Source organism: Corynebacterium sp. HMSC065H09, assembly GCF_001812845.1.
Taxonomy (GTDB): Bacteria; Actinomycetota; Actinomycetes; order Mycobacteriales; family Mycobacteriaceae; genus Corynebacterium; species Corynebacterium jeikeium_D.
On record NZ_KV810585.1, the window covers coordinates 286,164 to 305,995 of the forward strand.

Below are 19,832 nucleotides of genomic sequence, written 5' to 3' on the forward strand. Positions count from 1 at the left end.
CATGCGTGTGACTAATGTGAAAACGATCCGGTGTTAGCTGTAAGGTAATGGTCATGTCTGCGACCAGCCGAACCAGAACTGACAATCGTCGTGGATCTTCCCGCTCTGCGGAGACAGATGCCACGCGGCGATACCCCGTGCACAGCGCCACGGAGGAATTCGAGCGCACTCCTAGCGCCATGTCGTTCGTGGCCAATAGCTTGGCCAGCGCCTGGACTGAAACTGCCCGCGGCGTGGCCGGTCTTGCCCGGCGGGTCAGCGGTCGCAAAAATAAGCGAAACGAAGAGGAGAATATGTCGCGGCGCGAAAGAGACGCCGATTTTTCGACGAAGCCCCGTAGGAAGCGTCGTAAAGCAGCTAGCGGCTATGACGATGTAATTGAACCGCCGGCACCGGCCTCCGTGCCAGCTGACGAGTTCGACGCAGACTTCGATGAGGGTGGCGAACCGGGATCGAAGGATGGCCTCGCACTACTCGTGCTGGCGTTGGCGATTGTGCTCGCTGGCTCGACATGGTTCCACCTGGCAGGGCCAGTGGGGGAGTTCATTGAAACGGCAGTGCGCACGCTCATTGGTATCGGCGCTTTTGTACTTCCGGTGCTGCTCGGTGTTGTTTCCGTATTAATGATGCTGGATGCTATGCCGCGCCGTGAACGTCTGACACCTACCATCACTGGAGCTTCGCTGATCGTGGTGGGGCTGCTCGCAATTGTGCATATCGGCTCGGGTCGTCCTGCGGACTGGCAGGGGCGACGTGCAGCTGGTGGCGCAATTGGTGGTTATATCGGTTCGCCGCTAGCAGCCGGGTTTACCTCGTGGGTCGCCGTGGTTTTGTTGCTGGGTATCGTTTTTTACGGCGCTCTGGTGCTCTCTGGCGCGACGGTGCGCCAGCTTATCGATGCCACTAAGGAATACTTCAACTTTTCCGAGTGGTCTTCGCGTCGTGCCGGCGACGAGCCGGAATCGGACGATCCCTACGGCAATGTCGATGACATGCTGGAACGTCGTGCGAGCTGGGATTCCGATACCGCATATGCCGATGAGGACTTTGACCAGCCGACGCAGCTAATTGAGCGTCGCCCAAGCCACAGCAGCCGCACGCAACATTCCTCGTCTCGTTCGACCGGTCGCCCTGCTTACCGAGCGTCCCGCCGTGGCGCGGATAGCCGTATATCCGCACCCGAACCCGCGCCTTACGACGAACCGGATACTGACGGTAACCTCTACGATCTTTTGGACGAAGAGCCGCAGAGGAACCGACAGGCTCCGCGACGTGCCCGTCAGGTTGAGGATGTCGACTACGATTCGGCAAAGACCACAGTGTTCGATGTCCGGAATGGGGCACCGCACTCCAATCGAGTTTCCCCAGTGGAGCCGGCGTTTCCGGCAGCTGAGTACGTGGAGGAAGCTCAGTCGGATGCAGTACATCGCGACACCGCTGAGACAGAATCGACTATTCCAGCTGTCGGGGGCACGAACTACCACGCTGTCGACGAGGATTATGACGAGTACTCCGAGTACCCGACGCAGGAGGCTGCTGCAGCTAATAACAGCGAACGGAATTGTGTTTCCGATTCCCGAGCTCCGAAACAGCCCGCTGTTCAACCTGAGGCCGTAGAGCCGGCGAGCGCGCCGCAGGGCGAGTCGTCTGTCGATGATTCGCGGGATGCAGTGTCTGAGGCTACCCGCCGCACAATGGATGCCATTGCCGCTCGTTCTGGTATCGATGCCTCTAAGATTCCGGCCACAACTCCGAAGTCTGAATTGGAAAAGGATGCCGAGGGTACTTCCGGTTCGTCGGCACGCACGCCGGAATCTGACTACCACCTGCCATCGACTAATTTGTTGATTCCAGGTGAGCGTCCCAAGACACGTACGGCGACGAACGACCGCATGATTGAGGCGATTACTGAAGTATTCGCAGAATTCAAGGTCGATGCTGCGGTGACTGGTTTCTCTCGCGGTCCGACGGTGACTCGCTACGAGGTCGAGCTTGGCCCGGGCGTGAAGGTCTCGAAGATCACGAACCTGCAGTCCAACATTGCCTACGCGGTAGCGACCGACAATGTCCGCTTACTGACTCCGATTCCGGGAAAGTCGGCCGTTGGTATCGAGGTGCCGAACAACGACCGTGAGATGGTTCGGCTTGCCGACGTACTCAACGCGCCCAAGACCGTTGCGAACGATGACCCGATGCTGATCGGTCTCGGTAAGGATATTGAGGGCGAGTTTATCTCGCACTCCATCCAGAAAATGCCGCACCTTCTCGTTGCCGGTTCGACCGGTTCGGGTAAGTCCGCGTTCGTAAATTCGATGTTGGTTTCGCTGCTGACTCGTGCGACCCCGGAGGATGTCCGCCTGATTCTGGTGGACCCGAAGATGGTCGAGCTGACTCCATATGAGGGGATTCCTCACCTGATTACGCCAATCATCACTCAGCCGAAGAAGGCCGCGGCGGCTCTGCAGTGGCTGGTTGAAGAGATGGAACAGCGCTACATGGACATGAAGGCCGCCCGCGTCCGTCACATCAAGGACTTCAACCGTAAGGTCAAGTCCGGTGAGATTACGACCCCACTTGGCTCGGAGCGCGAGTACCGTCCGTACCCGTACATTGTCTGTGTCGTTGACGAGTTGGCAGACCTGATGATGACCGCACCCCGCGATATCGAAGATGCGATTGTGCGCATCACGCAAAAGGCCCGTGCTGCCGGTATCCACTTGGTGCTGGCTACGCAGCGTCCGTCTGTGGATGTGGTCACCGGCTTGATTAAGACGAACGTGCCATCGAGACTGGCATTCGCTACCTCGTCGCTCACGGACTCCCGCGTCATTCTTGACCAGGGCGGTGCTGAAAAGCTCATTGGTATGGGCGATGGCCTGTTCATCCCACAGGGTGCAGGCAAGCCGCGACGTCTTCAGGGGGCCTTCGTCACAGACGAAGAGATTCAGGCAGTAGTCGATGCAGCTAAGGCGCAGGCCGAGCCGGATTACACCGAGGGTGTCACGGAGGATAAGAGTGCTGAGGCTGAGCGCAACATTGACCCCGATATCGGAGATGACCTGGAAGATTTGCTTCAGGCAGTCGAGCTGGTGGTCACCGCACAGCACGGATCGACCTCGATGTTGCAGCGCAAGATGCGAGTCGGTTTCGCCAAGGCCGGTCGACTGATGGATCTGATGGAAACTCGCGGAGTGGTTGGACCGTCAGAGGGATCTAAGGCACGTGAGGTGCTGGTCAAACCAGAGGAGCTCGAAACCATTAAGTGGATGATCAAGGGCGCAAACCCGGAGGATGCTCCTAAGGAAGAAGTAAACGTAGTCGACGCTGATCCGAATCAGTCTATGGCGTAGGACGACCCAGCCTTACCGCCGTTTCTGATTGCGTGTATAGTCGGCACACGTGGAGGGGAGTATCCCCGGTAAAAGTGGATGTTTTCCGCTAGCCCGTGACGGTTATCGTCAGCACGGATTGGACGCACAGACTCGTCTTGCGCACATCGAATCCCGGTGCCGTCACTTTTGCCACTATGGCAGAAGCAGGAGAGACCTCCGGTTCATGTTCGCACGACCGGAGGTCTTTTTTTAATATGCATGTCCCCGCATTGGTATGGATTATCACCATTGTGGTCGTCATGGGTTTTATCGCCTTTGACTTCTATGCACACGTTCGCACGCCGCATAACCCAACTATGAAGGAAGCCGGCATCTGGACCGCTTTCTACGTAGTCTTGGCATTAATTTTCGGCGGAATGGTGTGGTTGTTATGGGATCACCACCGAGGCATTGAGTTTCTATCGGGCTATATCACCGAAAAGGCGCTCAGCGTAGACAATCTATTTGTCTTTGCACTCATCATCGGCGCATTCAAGATTCCGCGCCAGTACCAACAAAAGGTTTTGCTGTTCGGTATTGCGATGGCGCTGGTATTCAGAGGCCTGTTCATTTGGGCTGGTGCGGCAGTTATTGCCAAGTGGTCTGACGTTTTCTACCTGTTTGCAATCTTCCTGATTTACACGGCTATCAAGACGGTGTACGACGAAGCCGTCGATAAGCCGGAACCCGATCCGTCGGATATGAAGCTGATTCAATGGCTGCGTCGAATCGTCCCAATTTCGGACCATTACAACAAGGACAAGCTGACCGTTAAGGAAAACGGCAAGCGTTACTTGACTCCACTTGCCATCGCGCTGGTGTCCATCGGTTTTATCGATGTGATGTTTGCGTTTGACTCTATCCCGGCTATCTACGGCCTGACGGATGAGGCATATATCGTCTTTACTGCAAATGCCCTTGCTCTCATGGGGTTGCGACAGATGTACTTCCTGCTCGACGGTCTGCTGGATCGCTTGGTGTACCTGGCTTATGGCCTGGGTGTCATCCTGGCCTTTATTGGTGTGAAGTTGCTGTTGCACGCACTGCATGAAAACAACCTGCCGTTTATCAACAGCGGTGAGAACGTGTCGGTGCCTGAAGTATCGACCTGGGCGTCGCTGGCGGTCATCGTCATCGTTCTGGTGGTGACTGTCCTGGCATCGTGGCTCAAGAGCAAGCGTGATGAAAACATGGGTGCGATTGCCCTTCCGCGTGTTCACCACGATGATGATGGAAGCCGCGATGGCCTCGGCTCTCACGCCTCCTCTACTTCTGTCAGTGAGGGGTCAACGTCGGCCGGAAGCGAAACTAACGGTTCACACACCGGTAAGAACGAGCCTGGGCGTTAATCGAACACGATTGTGAGATAAGGTAACAACTGTGACTGCTCCAAGTGCTGATACAAGCCGTGTTTCCAACTGGAACTTGCCCAATTTCCTGACCGTGCTTCGCATCCTCGGAGTACCGGTGTTCCTGTGGGTACTTCTTCAGGAGGGCGGCGAAGCCACCAATTGGCGCTGGTGGTCGTTTGTCGTATTCGCGCTTCTGATGGCGACTGACAAGTTGGACGGGCACCTCGCACGTAGCCGTAACCTCATTACCGACTTTGGCAAGATTGCCGATCCGATTGCCGATAAGGCTCTAATGCTGGCTGCGCTGATTGGTATGAACATCATCGACATTCTGCCGTGGTGGGTGACTGTCATCATCGTGATTCGCGAAGGTGGCATCACCATCTGGCGTATGTTCGCCCTGCGTCAGGGGCGTGTTGTTCCGGCTTCTCGGGGCGGCAAGATAAAGACGGTCCTGCAGTCTGTAGCAGTGGGGCTCTTCCTGATGCCAGTGGACTGGTTGTTCTGGCCGTCCTGGATTGTGATGGTTGCCGCCATTGTCGTCACCGTCGGTACTGGTATCCAGTACATTGTGGATGCGCGAAAGGTCTCGTAGAGAAATTAAGTGGAGGGTAAAGCTGTGAACACAGTCGAACGCCTCGCCCAGAGCGACGAAAACGCTGACGGTGTCGATGGCGTTTCGCTTCAACTCGTCCAAACGCTTACGGCTCGTGGCGAGACTTTTGCAGCCGCAGAATCACTTACCGCAGGTCTTCTCTGCGCTACAGTTGCCTCCGTACCGGGAGCCTCCGCCGTTCTCCGCGGTGGCGTGGTCACTTACGCCACTGACACGAAGGCGTTGCTTGCCGACGTGCCAAAGGATGCTTTGGCCGCATATGGCCCCGTGTCCGAGTTGACGGCCCGGTATATGGCACTTGGAGTGGCAAATAAAGCAGTGGCGGACTGGGGGATTTCGCTAACTGGCGTTGCTGGTCCAGCGATGCAGGATGGGCACCCAGTAGGTGAAGTCTGGTGTGGTCTGAAACCGCCGGGAGTTTCGTACCTTGATGGGGTAACTGCTGTTAGGTTGCCGGTGAATAAAGAGGGGTCTCGCGCGGAGATTCGTCGTCAAGCAGTGGTATTGGCGTTAGAACTGTTGTTGCAGAATCTCGACGGTGAGTAGAATTTTTGAAAATTGGGAACAGGTCGGCCTTCTAAAGCGTTAGAGAAAGTGATGACCAACAATACTGCACTTATGACCATTCGCTACCCAGAGGTAGATAGCGCTGCCGCTTTCGAAGCTTCCATGGATGCCACAGCACCGTCGGCGCGGGTGGCTGTAGGGGAGCAGCCTGGATCGGTTGCAAAGTTAACGGCACAGGATTTGGCGGAACGGGGAGAATCCCGTGAGCCACTCCTGCGAGAGGCACTGGGGGAGACGCTGCGTGATATCCGTTCGCGCAGTGGACAGACGCTGCGTGAGCTTTCTGAAAATGCGGCTATTAGCCCTGGTTATTTGTCTGAGCTTGAGCGTGGACGGAAAGAAGTCTCATCTGAGCTGCTGGCGTCGGTATGCGCGGCGCTTGGTGTGACGGTGTCGGATTTGATGATGGAAGCAGCCACAGCGATGGCCCTGCATTCGGCGAGCCCAGAATTGGCAGCGATGTAGAAATTGGTTGCGGCGGTGGAATTTCATTCCATTGCTCCGGTACTTAGCACCCGAAGACGCTCGGCTTTAGTTAAGATTGGGTGCGCGATAAGCACAGACCTGCTTTGAGGTAGTTGCAATAAGAAAGGTGTATGGGACGCTATGGCTAATCCATTTGTAAAGCTGTGGAATTACTTGATGGCCGCTTTTGATTCCAAGATTGAGGAAAACGCTGATCCGAAGGTGCAGATTCAGCAGGCTATCGAGGATGCCCAGCGGCAGCACCAGGAACTATCGCAGCAGGCAGCGGCGGTGATTGGTAATCAGCGCCAGCTGGAAATGCGCCTTAACCGTCAGCTCGCTGAGATTGAGAAGCTGCAGGGGAACACTCGTCAGGCATTGCAGCTCGCTGACAAGGCTCGTGCTGAGGGGGATACTGCCAAGGCTACGGAGTATGAGAACGCAGCTGAGGCTTTCGCAGCTCAGTTGGTTACTGCTGAGCAGTCGGTAGAAGATTTGAAGGCTCTGCACGATCAGTCGCTGCAGCAGGCGGCTCAGGCTAAGAAGGCCGTCGAGCGTAATTCCATGCAGCTGCAGCAGAAGGTCGCGGAGCGCGCAAAGCTCCTCAGCCAGCTGGAGCAAGCAAAGATGCAGGAGAAAGTCTCTGAGTCCCTGCAGTCGATGAATCAGATTTCTTCGGGGGCTACACCTAATCTGGATCAGGTTCGTGACAAGATTGAGCGTCGTTACGCTAACGCTCTTGGTCAGGCCGAGCTAGCTCAGAACTCGGTTCAGGGGCGTATGGCTGAGGTAGAGGCCGCAGGCGTTCAGCTTGCTGGGCACTCTCGCCTGGAGCAAATCCGCGCAGAAATGAACGGTGGCAACGAGCTCTCTGGTGGCGAGGCTCAGAAGTCCATCGAGGGAAGCGCTGCCTCCAACGTTGACCCTGCTGTTGCTGAGCGCATGCGCCAGCTGCGTGAGGGCAATTAATTCTCCTACTCACCTTCACCACGTGCGATTAGCGAATCACCCATTGCCTTCGAGCGATTAATGGTTCGGATGACCACAGGTACGCCGAAGGCAATGATTGAGCCGGCAGCCCCTCGTGCTTTTCGAGCCTCCAGTACCTCGGCAGCGGCCATAACCTGAAGCGGAATCATACGCAGCGTCAGCGATAGTGCGAGCGCGATGGTGTCGACTGGTAGGCCGAAACGGGCGAACGGCTGCATCGCAGTGGTCAAAGTATCCATGATGTCGCTGACGCGGGTCGTCAGCGTTAGCAATATTGCCGCTGCGATTGCGGCGAGAAGCGCGAGGAAGGTCGTCAGCGCTTGCTCACCCCCGGCGCGCCACCACAGGAGAAGCGAAAGCAGCGCCAAAATGACTACGGCTCCACGGAGCTGTCGGAAAGCAACCATTGGTGGCACCTTGGCCACCGCATAAGCGAGGGTGACAATTGCCAGGGCAATCGCCCCGCCTAGCCAGGTATCCACGAGAATCCCGGTGAGCAATAAAAATGCGATGACAATGATGAGTTTGGGGGCCGTCGGGAGCCTGTGCACAGGCGACTTATGGTTTAGGTAAAGCCCTAACGGGACATCGGCTGGATGAATCATGAGCGGCCTTCTTCCGCACGAGTCATATCGCTGACGTATCGGTCAATAACTTCCTTCGGCGCACCGTCGTCGACGATTTCTCCTGCGCTTACACGGATAACTCGGTCGAAGTCCATAAGAAAATCCAGATCATGAGTGACCACGATAATTTGCTGCTCAAGCTGGGCGAAAATACTCCGAATGTGGAGACGATTGCGCAAGTCGAGGAGCGTAGTGGGCTCATCGGCAATAATGGTCGTGGGATTAAGAATTAACACTGCCGCCAGCGCCAGTAGCTGTTTTTGTCCACCCGAGAGCAAGTGTGGCGAGGCGTCAGCATGATCGGCAAGCCCAAACCGCTCGAGGGCTTCCTGCACCAGCTGGTTGCGCTCATCCTTTGGTAGTTTTCGCTTGCGTAGTGAAAAGGCAATGTCCTCTGCGACTGTAGGCATCACAATTTGATTATCCGCATCAGAAAAGATGAAGCCGACATTCTTGCGAATTGCCTTTGCCTGCTTTGCGACATTCATGCCCTCATACGTGACCGTGCCACCAGTGACCGGGCCCAGGCCGTTAATGAGTCGCACCAGCGTGGACTTACCGCCACCGTTTTCGCCGATAATGCCAATGCGCTTCTCTGTGAGAGTTAGCGTGGTCGGCTTCAGTATCTGGCGTCCCGAATAGGTTGCGGAAGCGCGGTCAAAAGCGATGGTGGGCATAGTGCGACTCGAGACCCTTTCTAATTCTGTGGGGTTAATTGCCCGAGGTGGCTGCTTCCTTAACCAAACGACTTTGCTTACGGTTGGCAGCGTCGGGAAGCAAATCAGGGAAAGCCTGCAGTACTGCAGTAGCAATAAGCGCGGCTACGACAACCTTTGCCACGTCGCCTGGGATAAACGGGACGTTGGTAATCAGTGCGTCGGTGAAGCTAAGTCCCATACGCCAAGCCAATCCGACAGATCCGAAGAAGTACTGTAGTAGAACTCCAACGAGGCCCGCGCCGATGAAGACGCTGATTCGTGAAACTTTCGCCCGTGGTGCTTGCTGGGCAATCGCGCCGATTGCGAAACCTGCAATTAAGTAGCCGACAATGTAGCCCACGGTAGGGCCGGGAAGTGCGGCGAGAAGTGGTTTCCAGCCCGCCATGTTTGGGACGCCCACGAGACCAACAGCCAGGAACAGGGTAGTGGCGAGGCCACCGCGTTTGAATCCGAGAATCATCCCGGCCAGTGCGATGCCCATGTTCTGTAGCACGATTGGCACGCCGAGGCCGCCAACGGGAATGGCAATGCCGCCGAGCACGATGATCAGTGCTGCGAAAGCAGCGATAAGAGTGAGGTCATACACCTTGGAATTATTCACAGCTCTCATCTTAAACCCATGGGTTGAGCACTGTTCAGGCAGGGGAGCGGGGATTAGGTTATGAAAAGAGGGTGGCCAGGTAGGTATCAGTGACAGGTATCTTGTACGTTGGTCTCATGCGATTGGCCGATTTTCACAACTTCGTCAACCACGAATTTGGGCCTCAGCACGGCCCGTGGCTGTTGCATTCCCACGTACTGATGGAATATGGAAAAACTCCCGCGGAATTGCTCGAGGACGGGGTCGAACCTCGGGATATCTGGTGGGCGCTGTGTAGGGAACACGATATTCCCGAAGACCGCTGGTACGGTCCTGACGAATAGGTTCCGGCGTAGACGACGGTGAATGCTTGCCGACGGCTCTTGCGTGTCGTTGCCATTCGAACAGGGTTTCGCATATTATCGAAAGTGCTGATGAAGTCAATCCGTCTGATTCGGTATAACTTCCGGGTGTAACCGGCAGTAGAGGTGTCGCGGACCAATTTGGAACCGGAACGGCTAGTTTCGCGCCTAATTAAGTGTGAGCGAAGTTTCTGTTTTGGATGAAAATCGGGAGACACATTCTCTGAGTACGGCTCCAGAACCCGATACCGTACGCGACAATGACCGCGACAATGACAATGAGGAAGAACAACGAACTATGGCTCGTAAGAAGGCTACGGCTTCGAACCAGGGCAATGATCGCCTGAAGGCGCTCGATGTAGCTCTGGCGAATATTGAGAAGGACTTTGGTAAGGGTGCAGTTATGCGCCTGGGGGACGACAATCGTCCTCCAATTCAGGTTATTCCCTCCGGCAATATCGCTATCGACGTGGCCTTGGGCCTGGGCGGGTTCCCGCGTGGTCGTATCGTAGAAATCTATGGTCCAGAATCCTCGGGTAAGACCACAGTCGCACTGCATGCTATTGCAGAGGCGCAGCGGCAGGGCGGTATTGCCGCATTTATTGATGCGGAGCATGCGCTGGATCCGGTTTATGCGCGCAAGCTTGGAGTAGATACGGACAACCTTCTGGTATCCCAACCAGATACCGGTGAGCAGGCACTTGAGATCACAGATATGTTGGTGCGTTCCGGTGCTATTGACATCATTGTGGTTGACTCGGTGGCCGCGTTGACTCCGAAGGCTGAAATCGACGGTGAAATGGGCGATTCCCACGTTGGTCTGCAGGCGCGGTTGATGAGTCAGGCGCTGCGCAAGATGACGGGTGCGCTGTCCCACACCGGTACCACTGCCATCTTCATTAACCAGCTGCGTGAAAAGATTGGCGTCATGTTCGGCTCTCCTGAGACCACCACGGGTGGTAAAGCACTGAAGTTCTACGCTTCCGTTCGCTGTGACGTACGCCGAATTCAGACGTTGAAGGATGGCCAGGATGCGGTGGGTAACCGCACGCGCTTGAAGGTAGTCAAGAACAAGGTGTCGCCGCCGTTCAAGCAGGCAGAGTTTGACATCATCTACGGCGAGGGCATTTCGCGTGAGGGCTCGTTGATTGACATGGGCGTTGATAACGGCATTGTCAAGAAGTCCGGTTCGTGGTTTACCTACGAGGGCGATCAGTTGGGGCAGGGCAAGGAAAAGGCTCGTATGCACCTGCGCGAGAATCCAGAAATTGCCCAGGAAATCGAAGTCAAGATCAAGAAGAAGCTCGGCGTCGGGGAATTCGCGGAGGTCGAGGACGAGACCGATATCGATGCCCCTGTCGATGTCGTGCCGGACATCGACTTCGATGATTTGGAAGACTAGCTAGCTCGAGGCGTAGTGCCGCGACACACGAAAAGTGAGGACCGTGGAGGATCGTAACGGCCGCGATGTGCGGGAGACTATCGAAAAGCTTGCTCAGCAAATTGCGGAAGCTGACGGTAGTTCGCTCTACGATGCGGGTCGTGAGGAATCCAAGGCCCCGATTCGTGCTAAGGCACTGCGCTTGCTCGATCAGCGAATGCGTTCCCGCAAGGAACTCGTAGAAAGGCTCGAGGCAGTCGAGGAGTTTCCAACCTCGATGATTGAAGAAGTCGTTGATGACCTGACCCGAAGTGGATTGGTCAACGACGAGCTTTTCGCATCCGAATGGGTGCGGCAGCGCTTTGCCAGTCGCGGCAAGTCGAAGATGGTTTTGAACCGGGAGCTGCAGGAAAAGGGCATTGATGTTTCACTTCGTGCAGATGCGTTGGAGCAGATTACGCACAACGCGGAAGAAGAAGTCGCCCGGAAGCTAGCGGCGAAGAAAGCGGCCACTATTAAAACAGTGGCACCTGACTTCAACTCCAAGCAAAAGGATTTACGCAAAGTCGTCGGTGTGCTGGCGCGGCGTGGTTTCCCCTCTGAATTGTCCATGAGCATTGCTCGGGATCAGTTAGAAGAGCGATACCGGGAACTCGAAGAGGACACAGATTAGCGCCGGTGCCACCGCACGCCGGATTAGCACGCCGGCTGCGGACCCGTCAGGTTTAAAGGGGTCGCTGATTGGGGAAATGGGCCATAAACAGCTAACCTAAACTGCCGTGACTACCCCTTCTTTGAACTCTCAGCAGCAGTCTTCGCCTCGCACATATGAGGTACGTACGTTCGGTTGTCAGATGAACGTCCATGACTCGGAACGACTGTCTGGCTTGCTGGAAGAAAACGGTTATGTAGCGGCTGCAGAAGGCGATAATCCTGATCTGGTCGTTTTCAACACCTGTGCCGTTCGAGAGAATGCGGACAATCGCCTTTATGGCACGTTGGGACAGCTCAAACCAGTCAAGGATGCTCACCCAGGCATGCAGATTGCCGTCGGTGGCTGCTTGGCCCAGAAGGATAAGGACGTCGTCGTAAAGAAGGCCCCATGGGTGGACGTTGTCTTCGGTACGCATAACTTGGGTTCGTTGCCAGCACTGTTGGAACGCGCCGCTCATAATGACCGGGCTGAAGTCGAGATTAAGGACGCACTGGAAGAATTTCCCTCGGTGCTGCCGGCCAAGCGTGAATCCACTTACGCAGGTTGGGTGAGTATTTCCGTAGGCTGCAATAACACGTGCACCTTCTGCATCGTCCCCAGTTTGCGTGGTAAGGAACGCGATCGTCGTCCGGGCGAGATTCTCGCTGAGGTACAGGCACTCGTGGAGCAGGGCGTTACTGACGTCACCCTCCTCGGACAGAATGTCAACGCCTATGGTGTTAACTTCGCCGACCCTGACATGGAACGCGACCGCTCGGCTTTTTCCAAGTTGTTGCGCGCCTGCGGCCAGATTGAGGGGTTGGAGCGCGTGCGCTTTACGTCTCCGCACCCAGCTGAGTTCACCGATGATGTCATCGACGCTATGGCGGAGACACCGAATGTGGTTCATCAGCTACACATGCCACTACAGTCCGGTTCCGACCGAGTGCTGAAAGACATGCGCCGTTCCTACCGCACCAAGAAATTCCTGGGAATTCTGGAGAAGGTTAGGGAAAAAATGCCGGACGCGGCCATTACCACTGACATCATTGTCGGTTTCCCAGGCGAGACCGAAGAGGACTTCCAGCAAACTCTCGACGTGGTGGAAAAGGCTCGTTTTAGCTCGGCGTTCACCTTCCAATACTCGCCTCGCCCGGGAACTCCGGCGGCGACCATGACTGATCAGGTTCCACCAGAGGTTGTGAAAGAACGCTATGGTCGTCTGTTAGCGCTTCAAGAGCGTATTTCCGAGGAAGAAAACGCCAAGCTCGTCGGTCGGGAAGTTGAGCTGCTGGTCAGCCAGTCCGATGGGCGTAAAAATGCGGAGACTCATCGCATGTCAGGTCGGAGTCGGGATGGCCGCCTGGTGCACTTCAGCCCGTCGGAAAGCGAACCAGGCGTCGTCGACCGCAAGATTCGCCCAGGTGATTACGTGACAGTGCGTGTGACCGACTCCGCACCGCACTTCCTCATTGCTGACTCCGGTGTGCTCACACACCGCCGCACTAAGGCGGGGGATAATATAGAGGTCGGTCAGACTCCGACGACCGCTCCGATTGGAGTTGGTCTGGGCTTGCCAAAGATTGGACGCCCGGAGAAAACGAGTGTAAGTGAGGGATGCGGCTGTGAGTAGTGACAAGGCTTCGCCGGAAAGTGATATGGAATCCACTAGCGAGCAGTCGGTGGAATCCGCGCAGGCGTTGCGGGTTCAGGAGCGCAAGGCCGCTGGCGAGCTGGACCTCGGCCGTGCGGTGATTCCGATGATGGTTGCCGTCATCGGCCTCATTACGAGTTTCTTCCTTCCGCACTCGGGCGTTGTTTTGGGCTTTGATGTGTTGCTGGATACGGATGTTGCGCATCAGTACTTCACGACTCGACCGGAGCGAATTTACTCCATTCTCGTGGTGGTAGGTGTCTTGCTAGCTATTGCCACGCTGATTACGCGGACGACGATTCTCGCATTCGTCACCTGGTTTTTTGCCTGTATTCAGATGGTCTACTCAGTCTTCGCTGGTTGGATGCGTCAGTCTCGTCCACAGGAACTGGCCGGCGAGGGTATTTCCTTCGGCCTGATGCTCGGTATTTTCTGCAGTTTTCTACTGGCCATCTCCGTGACTTTCATCGCTTTCCGACGTAGTAAGGAGCAGCTCGCAATCGCGACGAAACGTCGCAAGCACGCTGACACCGATCCGGTACTGCGCGCGCAGCAGGTTTACCTGCGGGCGGGCCTGACACCGAATACGACAACGGATGTTGAGGTCGTCGACGACCGCCGTGAACGTGCTCGCCGACGCAATCGCGGCCAGCAGGGCAGTAGTGCGGACAATGTCTCTCAGCAGACCGGCGAACAGGACGAACAGGTCAGCGACGAGTAGTGAGGCTTTTTAACTAGCGCAGTAAGTAAGGGGCTCTCTTCCACTCCGGAAGAGAGCCCCTTACTTTTAACCATCGACGCGTTGCCAGCGCGTAGCTGAGCCAGGATTCTGTTGCGGACGCCGGAGAGCGAGAACATGCTTCCCCGACACACAACTAGCTTCTGTTAGAGCTCCTTGAGAGTCTCCGCGGCCTGCTCTGCCCACTGTCGCCACTGTTCGGCCTGCTCCCGAGCCTTGGCTGCCTGAGAAGCCTTGCCCTTCGCCTCAAGTTCGGCGGCCTTCTGCTCAAACTCCGCTGCGCGGTCGGCGAACTGCTGGACGCGAGCCTGTGCTTCGGGGTCGGTACGGCGCCACTGCGAGTCGGCAGCATCGGAGACGCGCTTTTCCAGTGCGCCAATGCGGTTTTCATACTCACGCACACGACCACGCGGCACAAAGCCGATGGCCTCCCATTTCTCCTGCAACTGACGCAGTTCGTTGCGAGCGTGATCGAGGCCCTTGGACGGATCAATGCGGTCTTCGTATTCAGCCAGCAGTGCGTCCTTGGCCGCAGCGTTTTCCTCGAACTCCCTGTCTCGAGCTTCATTGACCGCGTTGCGAGCACCAAAGAACTCATCCTGGGCGGCCTTGAACTGCGCCCACAGCTTGTCATCGACCTCGCGCGGGGCTCGACCAGCGGCCTTCCACTCAGCCATCAGGTCACGGAAGGCAGCAGCGGTGCCACCCCAATCAGTGGAGGTCTTCAGGGCCTCAGCTCGCTCAATGATGTCCTCCTTAACGCGGCGAGCAGCCGCACGGTTGCGGTCCAGTTCCGCAAAATGGGCACCGCGGCGGCGGTTGAAAGAATCACGCGCGCGAGAGTAACGGCGCCAGAGTTGATCATCAGTTTTGCGGTCGATGCCGCGAATCTGCTTCCACTCCGTGAGAATCTCGCGGATACGGTCGCCGGCGACCTTCCACTCGGTGGAGTTCTCTGCGAGCTCCTCGGCCTCTGCGGCGAGCTCTTCCTTACGTGCGATGGCGTTCTTACGGCGCTCTGCCTTGTCGTGAGCGACTTTCTCCTCTGCGACGTGGGAGGTGGCAATGACCTCTGCAAGGCGCTTATCCAGCGCATCGATATCGCCGAGAACCGTGGCGGTGGCAAGGCTCTCACGCAGTTCAACTGCGTTGTGAGAAATGGTCTTTGCCTCCTGCGGGTGGGAGACTACACGAGATTCCAGTAGCTCGACCTCGGTGGCCAGATCCTCGTAGCGCTTGCCGTAGTGGGCATAACCCTCTTCTACGGTGCCAGCCTGCCAGGAGCCAATATTGCGTTCGCCGGCGCTGGTGACCAGCCAAACAGTGCCGTCTTCGTCGATGCGGCCAAACTTCTTTGGATCATTGTGGACGGCATGTGCCACAGCGGCCGACCCCGCAGGCGCTGGAGTAGCTCCAGGGGCCTTACGATGAGCCGGCATTGAGCCTGGTCGAGGTCCCGGGCGTGGACCCGGGCGTGGACCTGGCTTAGGGGAATTGCTGGTACCGGTCATAGTGGGTAAACCTCTTCCAATCTTCATGCAGAACTGCCGCGCGACACGGCTGCCATCAAACACTTACGGTATGTGCTCGAGTATCCCAAAAATTTTGGCACAGCGCGCGTAACACCGCCGGATTAAGGCATCGACTAGCCCCTCACGGTAGCGTTGAGGACGTGAATTCGCGTTTGCCTCGGCTTGTTATCGTTCCGCGTGCGCTCCTCATCGTCGAGGAGCTAGGTGGTTTTGCGCCCACCGCCACGGAATTGCGCCGTCATGCCCGTGAAACCGTCGCGACGCTGTGGACAGATGACGAACCCGGGGAGCCCGGCGCGGTCGCTATTATCACTGGCAGGATGCAGGCGAAGTCCCCGCACCAGACCAGCGCACCCGGCAGTTTTTCTCCGTATGGGGTTGATGTCACGGTGTCAGGCGGAACCGAATTACCTGAGCTGCTGGGACGCTGGCTTATCGAAGACTACGCGCGACGGAATTCTGAAGGACCCACTGGCCGCGTCATTCAGGCAACGTGCTTCGACTCTATCGCTGAGGCACTCGCTGCCGGTCACACGCGTCTGCTTGTGCTTGTCGACGGCGCATTCGGCCTTGCGGACGATTCCCCGGTCGGCGTAATTGAAGGTGCAGCGGAGGTTGATGCGCTGTGCAGTCTGATTGCTGGTCAGGACTGCTCAAGCATTAACGTGGAAAATATTGTGTTTCCAGCTCCCGGCGCGTACGCGGCCGAGTTATGGCAGCAGCTGAGTAAAGCTGCTGAAAGCTGGACGGGGTCTGGAATGACCGTCGTAAAGCGTTCTTACTATGACGGGGCGCCTTATGGAATCGGCTACCACGTGGCCAGCTGGCGGTGTGTTGCGAAGTAAGAGCGCGCGTTTTTAGTTTTTGTGCAGGAGTGTGAACTGGGTAGTGACGGCTTTCGAGAGTGAGAGCTTGCCGGTGCCGATTGCGGTGGTAGGGCCGACGGCGTCGGGAAAGTCGGATTTGGGGCTGGTACTTGCGGAGCAGCTTGGCGGTGAGGTCGTCAATGTTGATTCGATGCAGCTCTATCAAGGAATGGATATCGGAACAGCGAAGCTGTCGGTGGACCAGCGGCGGGGGATTCCGCACCACCAACTCGATGTGCTGAACGTGACGCAGCCGGCGAGTGTGGCGACGTATCAGCGTGAGGCGGTCGCGGATGTTGAGGCCATTCGCGCGCGGGGGAAAGTCCCCATCCTTGTCGGCGGGTCGATGATGTATGTGCAGGCGTTGGTGGACGACTGGCAGTTCCCACCTACGGACCCTGAAGTACGTGCGAAGTGGGAGACAGTGCAGGACGAGATCGGTCCGGCGGCGTTGCATGATCGGCTGGCAGAGATTGATCCGGATGCGGCGGCAATTATTGAGACCAATGACCCGCGGCGCACCGTCCGCGCCCTGGAGGTCATCGAGCTCACGGGCAAACCTTTTGCAGCGTCGAAGCCGTCGATTGATAAGCCACCGCGGTGGAACACTCGCATATTGGGGTTGCGCACGCAGGCGGAATGGCTAAATCCGCGGATTGAACAGCGTACGCGGGGCATGTTTGCCGCTGGCCTGGTGGAAGAAACTGAGAGTTTGATTGCGCAAGGGTTGCGCGAAGGTGTGACCGCTAGTCGCGCGATCGGCTATGCGCAGGTGCTGGACTACTTCGATGGGGTTTACGACCTGGATACGGCTTGTGAACGCACGATTACTGGTACGCGCAGGTATGTGCGACGTCAGCGCTCCTGGTTCAACCGTGATCATCGGATCATGTGGCTAGACGCTGCCGGTGACGTGCCGGGACAGGCGTTTTCCGCACTTGGTCTGTAAGAGATTCGGACCTCCCGCTAGCATCAAGGGCATGGTTTCATTTGCCAAAGGCCACGGTACGCAAAACGATTTCTTGATTTTTCCAGATGATTTGGTGTCGATTGATTTGACCGAATCACTGGTCGCAGCAGTGTGCGATCGACAGCGAGGTCTTGGCGCTGACGGCGTCCTGCGGGTTGCCCGAGCGGGGAAACTCGTCGATGCCGGTGTTTTGGCGACATTGCCGGAGGGCGTTAAAGCCGACGATTGGTTTATGGACTACCGCAATAGTGACGGTTCTATTGCCGAGATGTGCGGGAATGGTGTCCGCGTCTTTGCACACTATATTGCCGCGATTCACAGCCCGGACAGTGTCGTCGACGGAACTTTGCGGGTGGGCACTCGAGCAGGGCTGCGCGCTGTTTCGATTGATGAGCTCAGCCGCAGGCACGCGGTCGTTGGGGTGGATATGGGCCAGCCGGAAGTCCTCGGCCTCGCTACTGCGTTCATCGGTTCGGGCAACAACGCCCAGAAATTCGCCGGGATTGGTGTCGACGTGGGAAATCCGCATTTGGCCTGCGTCATGCCTGGCCTAAATGCCGCCGCTCTGGCGGAGCTGGAATTGGAAGCGGCGGGTAGTGTCGCGAAGCCAGTGCGTGCCGACGAAGCCATGTTCCCGAACGGCCTCAATGTGGAAATTGTCACCCCGCTGGATGCCTCTGATTCGGTGTCCATGCGAGTAATTGAACGTGGAGTTGGTGAGACCCGCTCGTGTGGCACCGGTACGGTTGCGGCAGCTATTGCCGCGCTGGCCGATGCCGGCCGGACTGAGGGGGCTGTGACAGTCAAGGTGCCCGGCGGTGTGGTGACTGTGGATGTCCACAAGGCCAGCAATGCGGATGGGGACTTCTCGGCGACCTTGACCGGGCCGAGCGTGATTCACACGCTCGGCGATATTGAGCTGGAAGCCCTGTGACTGGTAGCTAGTGCTGCAGGAGCACTAGCGGGGTAGCGGAAGCGGTGGGAAATCAGCGGACTAGTGTCCGCCGCAGCCACCGTCGCCACAACCACAGCCGCCATCGCCACAGCCGCCTCCGCAACCTTGAGGCGGAATGATCTCACCGGTCAGTGAGAAAGTACCGGAAACGACCATGCCTGGCTGGGGAGCTTCGTCGCCGCCGGGGACAAGTACGTCCATAGGAGTCGGCAGAGCAAGGTTGAGCACCCAGAACTTCTTGCCGGTTAGCTCATTGACATGCTTGCGGGAGTTATTGATAACACCAGCCAGTTTCACGGTTGCGCTAGGCGATGCCTTCCCGACCTGATCTCCGACAATTGCCTTAGCACCTTCGAAGTCCAATGTTGTCGGGGTTGCCCCGGTGCGCTTCTCATACTCTTCGATGGATGCGTCGAGGGTGAAATCAGTTGCTAGAGCTGATAGCGCGACATGCTCAAAAGTCTGAGTTCCGGCATCAACAATCATTGGCCCCTGTGACAGCAGGCAGGTAGCGACCTCGATGACCTTGTCAAAGTTATCCGAGGAGGGATCATCCTCGACGATTTCCACGAGCGCCAAGACATCGTCCACGCTGGATACATGGGCAGTGACGGTCGGGCTGCCCGCGAAGCCGGCGTAGGTAGAAAATGGTTCAACACCCAGGATGTGCAGACGCGCACCAGAGGAATCTTCGAAACGGACCAGCTGGCCACCGCGGACCTCGCCGATGACCGACAGATTGTCACTGGCAATCGCGGCTTCCATCGCGTCTCGCCAGCTGGGGTAGTCCATGCCAATGCTTCGCAAGTCAGTAGTCATACTTTTCGATGATACTTCCCATATCTTCATCTGCGAACTAACGAATCGCACGTGAGCACATTGTGCTCTGGGGTACCTAGAACCATTCCTGCACGCCGCGGCAACTATTCGGATGGGACTAACAATTCTGCCACGCTAAATAGGTAAAGGTTAAGTGTGGCATAAATAACTTTCCTTAGGTGTGCCGGGTTTATTCCATTTAGGCATGCCTAAGAGTAAGCTCATCTCTGTAAACACGATTTGCTTAGCTTAATTCTTATCTATATAAGCGAGGTTTCTCATGCTCGGATTGCGGTCTCGAAAACAGTCGGATGACATTCAGTCGCTTGCCGACGTCCCGGTGGGGGTAACCGTCACTCTGGGAGCGTCGCATGTGGATGAGCGCCTGTGCCGCAGGCTTTCGCAACTGGGGCTTCGCCCTGGAATGAGTGTCACTGTGGGACGGAGCACCAGCGGCGGTGGGCGAATCGTCCATGCTGGCGCAACGCGCTACGCCATCGATGCCAGCACGCTGCACAAGATGTCCGTCGCGGGTTAGGTTCCCTACATCTCTTTTTCTCACCTCCCTCCTGAA

The 19,832-nt window shown here is 56.9% G+C and carries 20 protein-coding genes; 15 read left to right on the forward strand and 5 right to left on the reverse strand.

What is annotated here, in order from left to right:
• Positions 1–53: 53 nt before the first annotated feature.
• The 6 genes from HMPREF2878_RS05185 (at position 54) to HMPREF2878_RS05210 (ending at position 7,340) form a co-directional block, all read left to right on the forward strand.
• Entirely contained in the window at positions 54–3,350 is a 3,297-nt protein-coding gene (locus tag HMPREF2878_RS05185; protein ID WP_049193034.1) for a DNA translocase FtsK, read from the forward strand.
• 236 nt (positions 3,351–3,586) lie between these two features.
• Positions 3,587–4,720 (forward strand): TerC family protein, encoded by a 1,134-nt coding sequence (locus HMPREF2878_RS05190; protein ID WP_016422604.1) that lies wholly within the window; start codon positions 3,587–3,589, stop codon positions 4,718–4,720.
• Positions 4,721–4,751: 31 nt separating this feature from the next.
• A complete protein-coding gene (gene pgsA / locus HMPREF2878_RS05195; protein ID WP_016422605.1) occupies positions 4,752–5,318 on the forward strand; it encodes a CDP-diacylglycerol--glycerol-3-phosphate 3-phosphatidyltransferase in 567 nt (188 codons plus the stop codon).
• A 24-nt stretch (positions 5,319–5,342) separates the two neighbouring features.
• The gene (locus HMPREF2878_RS05200) at positions 5,343–5,885 is read left to right on the forward strand and encodes a CinA family protein (protein ID WP_016422606.1); all 543 of its coding nucleotides are present in this window, start codon (positions 5,343–5,345) and stop codon (positions 5,883–5,885) included.
• Between the two features lie 51 nt (positions 5,886–5,936).
• The gene (locus HMPREF2878_RS05205) at positions 5,937–6,371 is read left to right on the forward strand and encodes a helix-turn-helix domain-containing protein (protein ID WP_016422607.1); all 435 of its coding nucleotides are present in this window, start codon (positions 5,937–5,939) and stop codon (positions 6,369–6,371) included.
• 141 nt (positions 6,372–6,512) lie between these two features.
• Positions 6,513–7,340 carry a PspA/IM30 family protein gene (locus HMPREF2878_RS05210; protein ID WP_005509356.1) on the forward strand — a complete coding sequence of 276 codons (828 nt, stop codon included), beginning with the start codon at positions 6,513–6,515 and terminating at the stop codon, positions 7,338–7,340.
• Between the two features lie 5 nt (positions 7,341–7,345).
• Here HMPREF2878_RS05210 and HMPREF2878_RS05215 read toward each other — a convergent pair whose 3' ends face one another.
• From HMPREF2878_RS05215 to HMPREF2878_RS05225, 3 genes are read right to left on the reverse strand one after another with little or no spacing between them, the layout of a single operon-like run.
• Positions 7,346–7,966 (reverse strand): energy-coupling factor transporter transmembrane component T family protein, encoded by a 621-nt coding sequence (locus HMPREF2878_RS05215; RefSeq protein ID WP_049170855.1) that lies wholly within the window; start codon positions 7,964–7,966, stop codon positions 7,346–7,348.
• Positions 7,963–8,664, reverse strand: a complete 702-nt coding sequence (locus HMPREF2878_RS05220; RefSeq protein WP_049170859.1) for an energy-coupling factor ABC transporter ATP-binding protein — start codon at positions 8,662–8,664, stop codon at positions 7,963–7,965. Before HMPREF2878_RS05220 ends, HMPREF2878_RS05215 begins: the two co-directional genes overlap by 4 nt.
• Positions 8,665–8,698: 34 nt before the next feature.
• Positions 8,699–9,316, reverse strand: coding sequence for a biotin transporter BioY (locus HMPREF2878_RS05225; protein ID WP_049170862.1), 618 nt, complete (start codon positions 9,314–9,316; stop codon positions 8,699–8,701).
• Between the two features lie 80 nt (positions 9,317–9,396).
• On the opposite strand from HMPREF2878_RS05225, the gene HMPREF2878_RS05230 reads away from it, so the two are divergent.
• The 5 genes from HMPREF2878_RS05230 (at position 9,397) to HMPREF2878_RS05250 (ending at position 14,098) form a co-directional block, all read left to right on the forward strand.
• Positions 9,397–9,630 carry a DUF3046 domain-containing protein gene (locus tag HMPREF2878_RS05230; protein ID WP_005509697.1) on the forward strand — a complete coding sequence of 78 codons (234 nt, stop codon included), beginning with the start codon at positions 9,397–9,399 and terminating at the stop codon, positions 9,628–9,630.
• Between the two features lie 316 nt (positions 9,631–9,946).
• On the forward strand, positions 9,947–11,050 hold the full coding sequence (gene recA / locus HMPREF2878_RS05235; RefSeq protein ID WP_049170952.1) for a recombinase RecA: 1,104 nt from the start codon (positions 9,947–9,949) through the stop codon (positions 11,048–11,050).
• 43 nt (positions 11,051–11,093) lie between these two features.
• Positions 11,094–11,702, forward strand: a complete 609-nt coding sequence (locus HMPREF2878_RS05240) for a regulatory protein RecX (RefSeq protein ID WP_049193012.1) — start codon at positions 11,094–11,096, stop codon at positions 11,700–11,702.
• Positions 11,703–11,808: 106 nt separating this feature from the next.
• Positions 11,809–13,356 carry a tRNA (N6-isopentenyl adenosine(37)-C2)-methylthiotransferase MiaB gene (gene miaB, locus HMPREF2878_RS05245; RefSeq protein ID WP_070652949.1) on the forward strand — a complete coding sequence of 516 codons (1,548 nt, stop codon included), beginning with the start codon at positions 11,809–11,811 and terminating at the stop codon, positions 13,354–13,356.
• Complete coding sequence (locus HMPREF2878_RS05250; RefSeq protein ID WP_224433130.1) at positions 13,349–14,098, forward strand: Rv2732c family membrane protein; 750 nt, start codon at positions 13,349–13,351, stop codon at positions 14,096–14,098. The genes miaB and HMPREF2878_RS05250 overlap by 8 nt, the downstream gene beginning before the upstream one ends.
• 164 nt (positions 14,099–14,262) lie before the next feature.
• Here the strand turns inward: HMPREF2878_RS05250 and HMPREF2878_RS05255 are convergent, their stop codons facing one another.
• Positions 14,263–15,627 (reverse strand): DUF349 domain-containing protein, encoded by a 1,365-nt coding sequence (locus HMPREF2878_RS05255; protein ID WP_016422615.1) that lies wholly within the window; start codon positions 15,625–15,627, stop codon positions 14,263–14,265.
• Between the two features lie 161 nt (positions 15,628–15,788).
• Here HMPREF2878_RS05255 and HMPREF2878_RS05260 point away from each other — a divergent pair, with 161 nt between their 5' ends.
• Genes HMPREF2878_RS05260 through dapF form a run of 3 tightly spaced genes read left to right on the forward strand, consistent with a single transcriptional unit; the run spans position 15,789 to position 18,418 of the window.
• A complete protein-coding gene (locus tag HMPREF2878_RS05260; RefSeq protein ID WP_070652950.1) occupies positions 15,789–16,493 on the forward strand; it encodes a class III extradiol ring-cleavage dioxygenase family protein in 705 nt (234 codons plus the stop codon).
• 43 nt (positions 16,494–16,536) lie between these two features.
• Positions 16,537–17,463, forward strand: a complete 927-nt coding sequence (gene miaA / locus HMPREF2878_RS05265; protein WP_370550937.1) for a tRNA (adenosine(37)-N6)-dimethylallyltransferase MiaA — start codon at positions 16,537–16,539, stop codon at positions 17,461–17,463.
• Between the two features lie 31 nt (positions 17,464–17,494).
• Positions 17,495–18,418 (forward strand): diaminopimelate epimerase, encoded by a 924-nt coding sequence (gene dapF / locus HMPREF2878_RS05270; protein ID WP_070652951.1) that lies wholly within the window; start codon positions 17,495–17,497, stop codon positions 18,416–18,418.
• Between the two features lie 60 nt (positions 18,419–18,478).
• Here the strand turns inward: dapF and HMPREF2878_RS05275 are convergent, their stop codons facing one another.
• Positions 18,479–19,258: a hypothetical protein gene (locus HMPREF2878_RS05275; protein ID WP_049189638.1), complete on the reverse strand. Its 780-nt coding sequence runs from the start codon at positions 19,256–19,258 to the stop codon at positions 18,479–18,481.
• Positions 19,259–19,538: 280 nt separating this feature from the next.
• Between HMPREF2878_RS05275 and HMPREF2878_RS05280 the strand changes: the two genes are divergently transcribed.
• Positions 19,539–19,796, forward strand: a complete 258-nt coding sequence (locus tag HMPREF2878_RS05280) for a FeoA family protein (protein ID WP_083310822.1) — start codon at positions 19,539–19,541, stop codon at positions 19,794–19,796.
• The last annotated feature ends 36 nt before the right edge of the window (positions 19,797–19,832 follow it).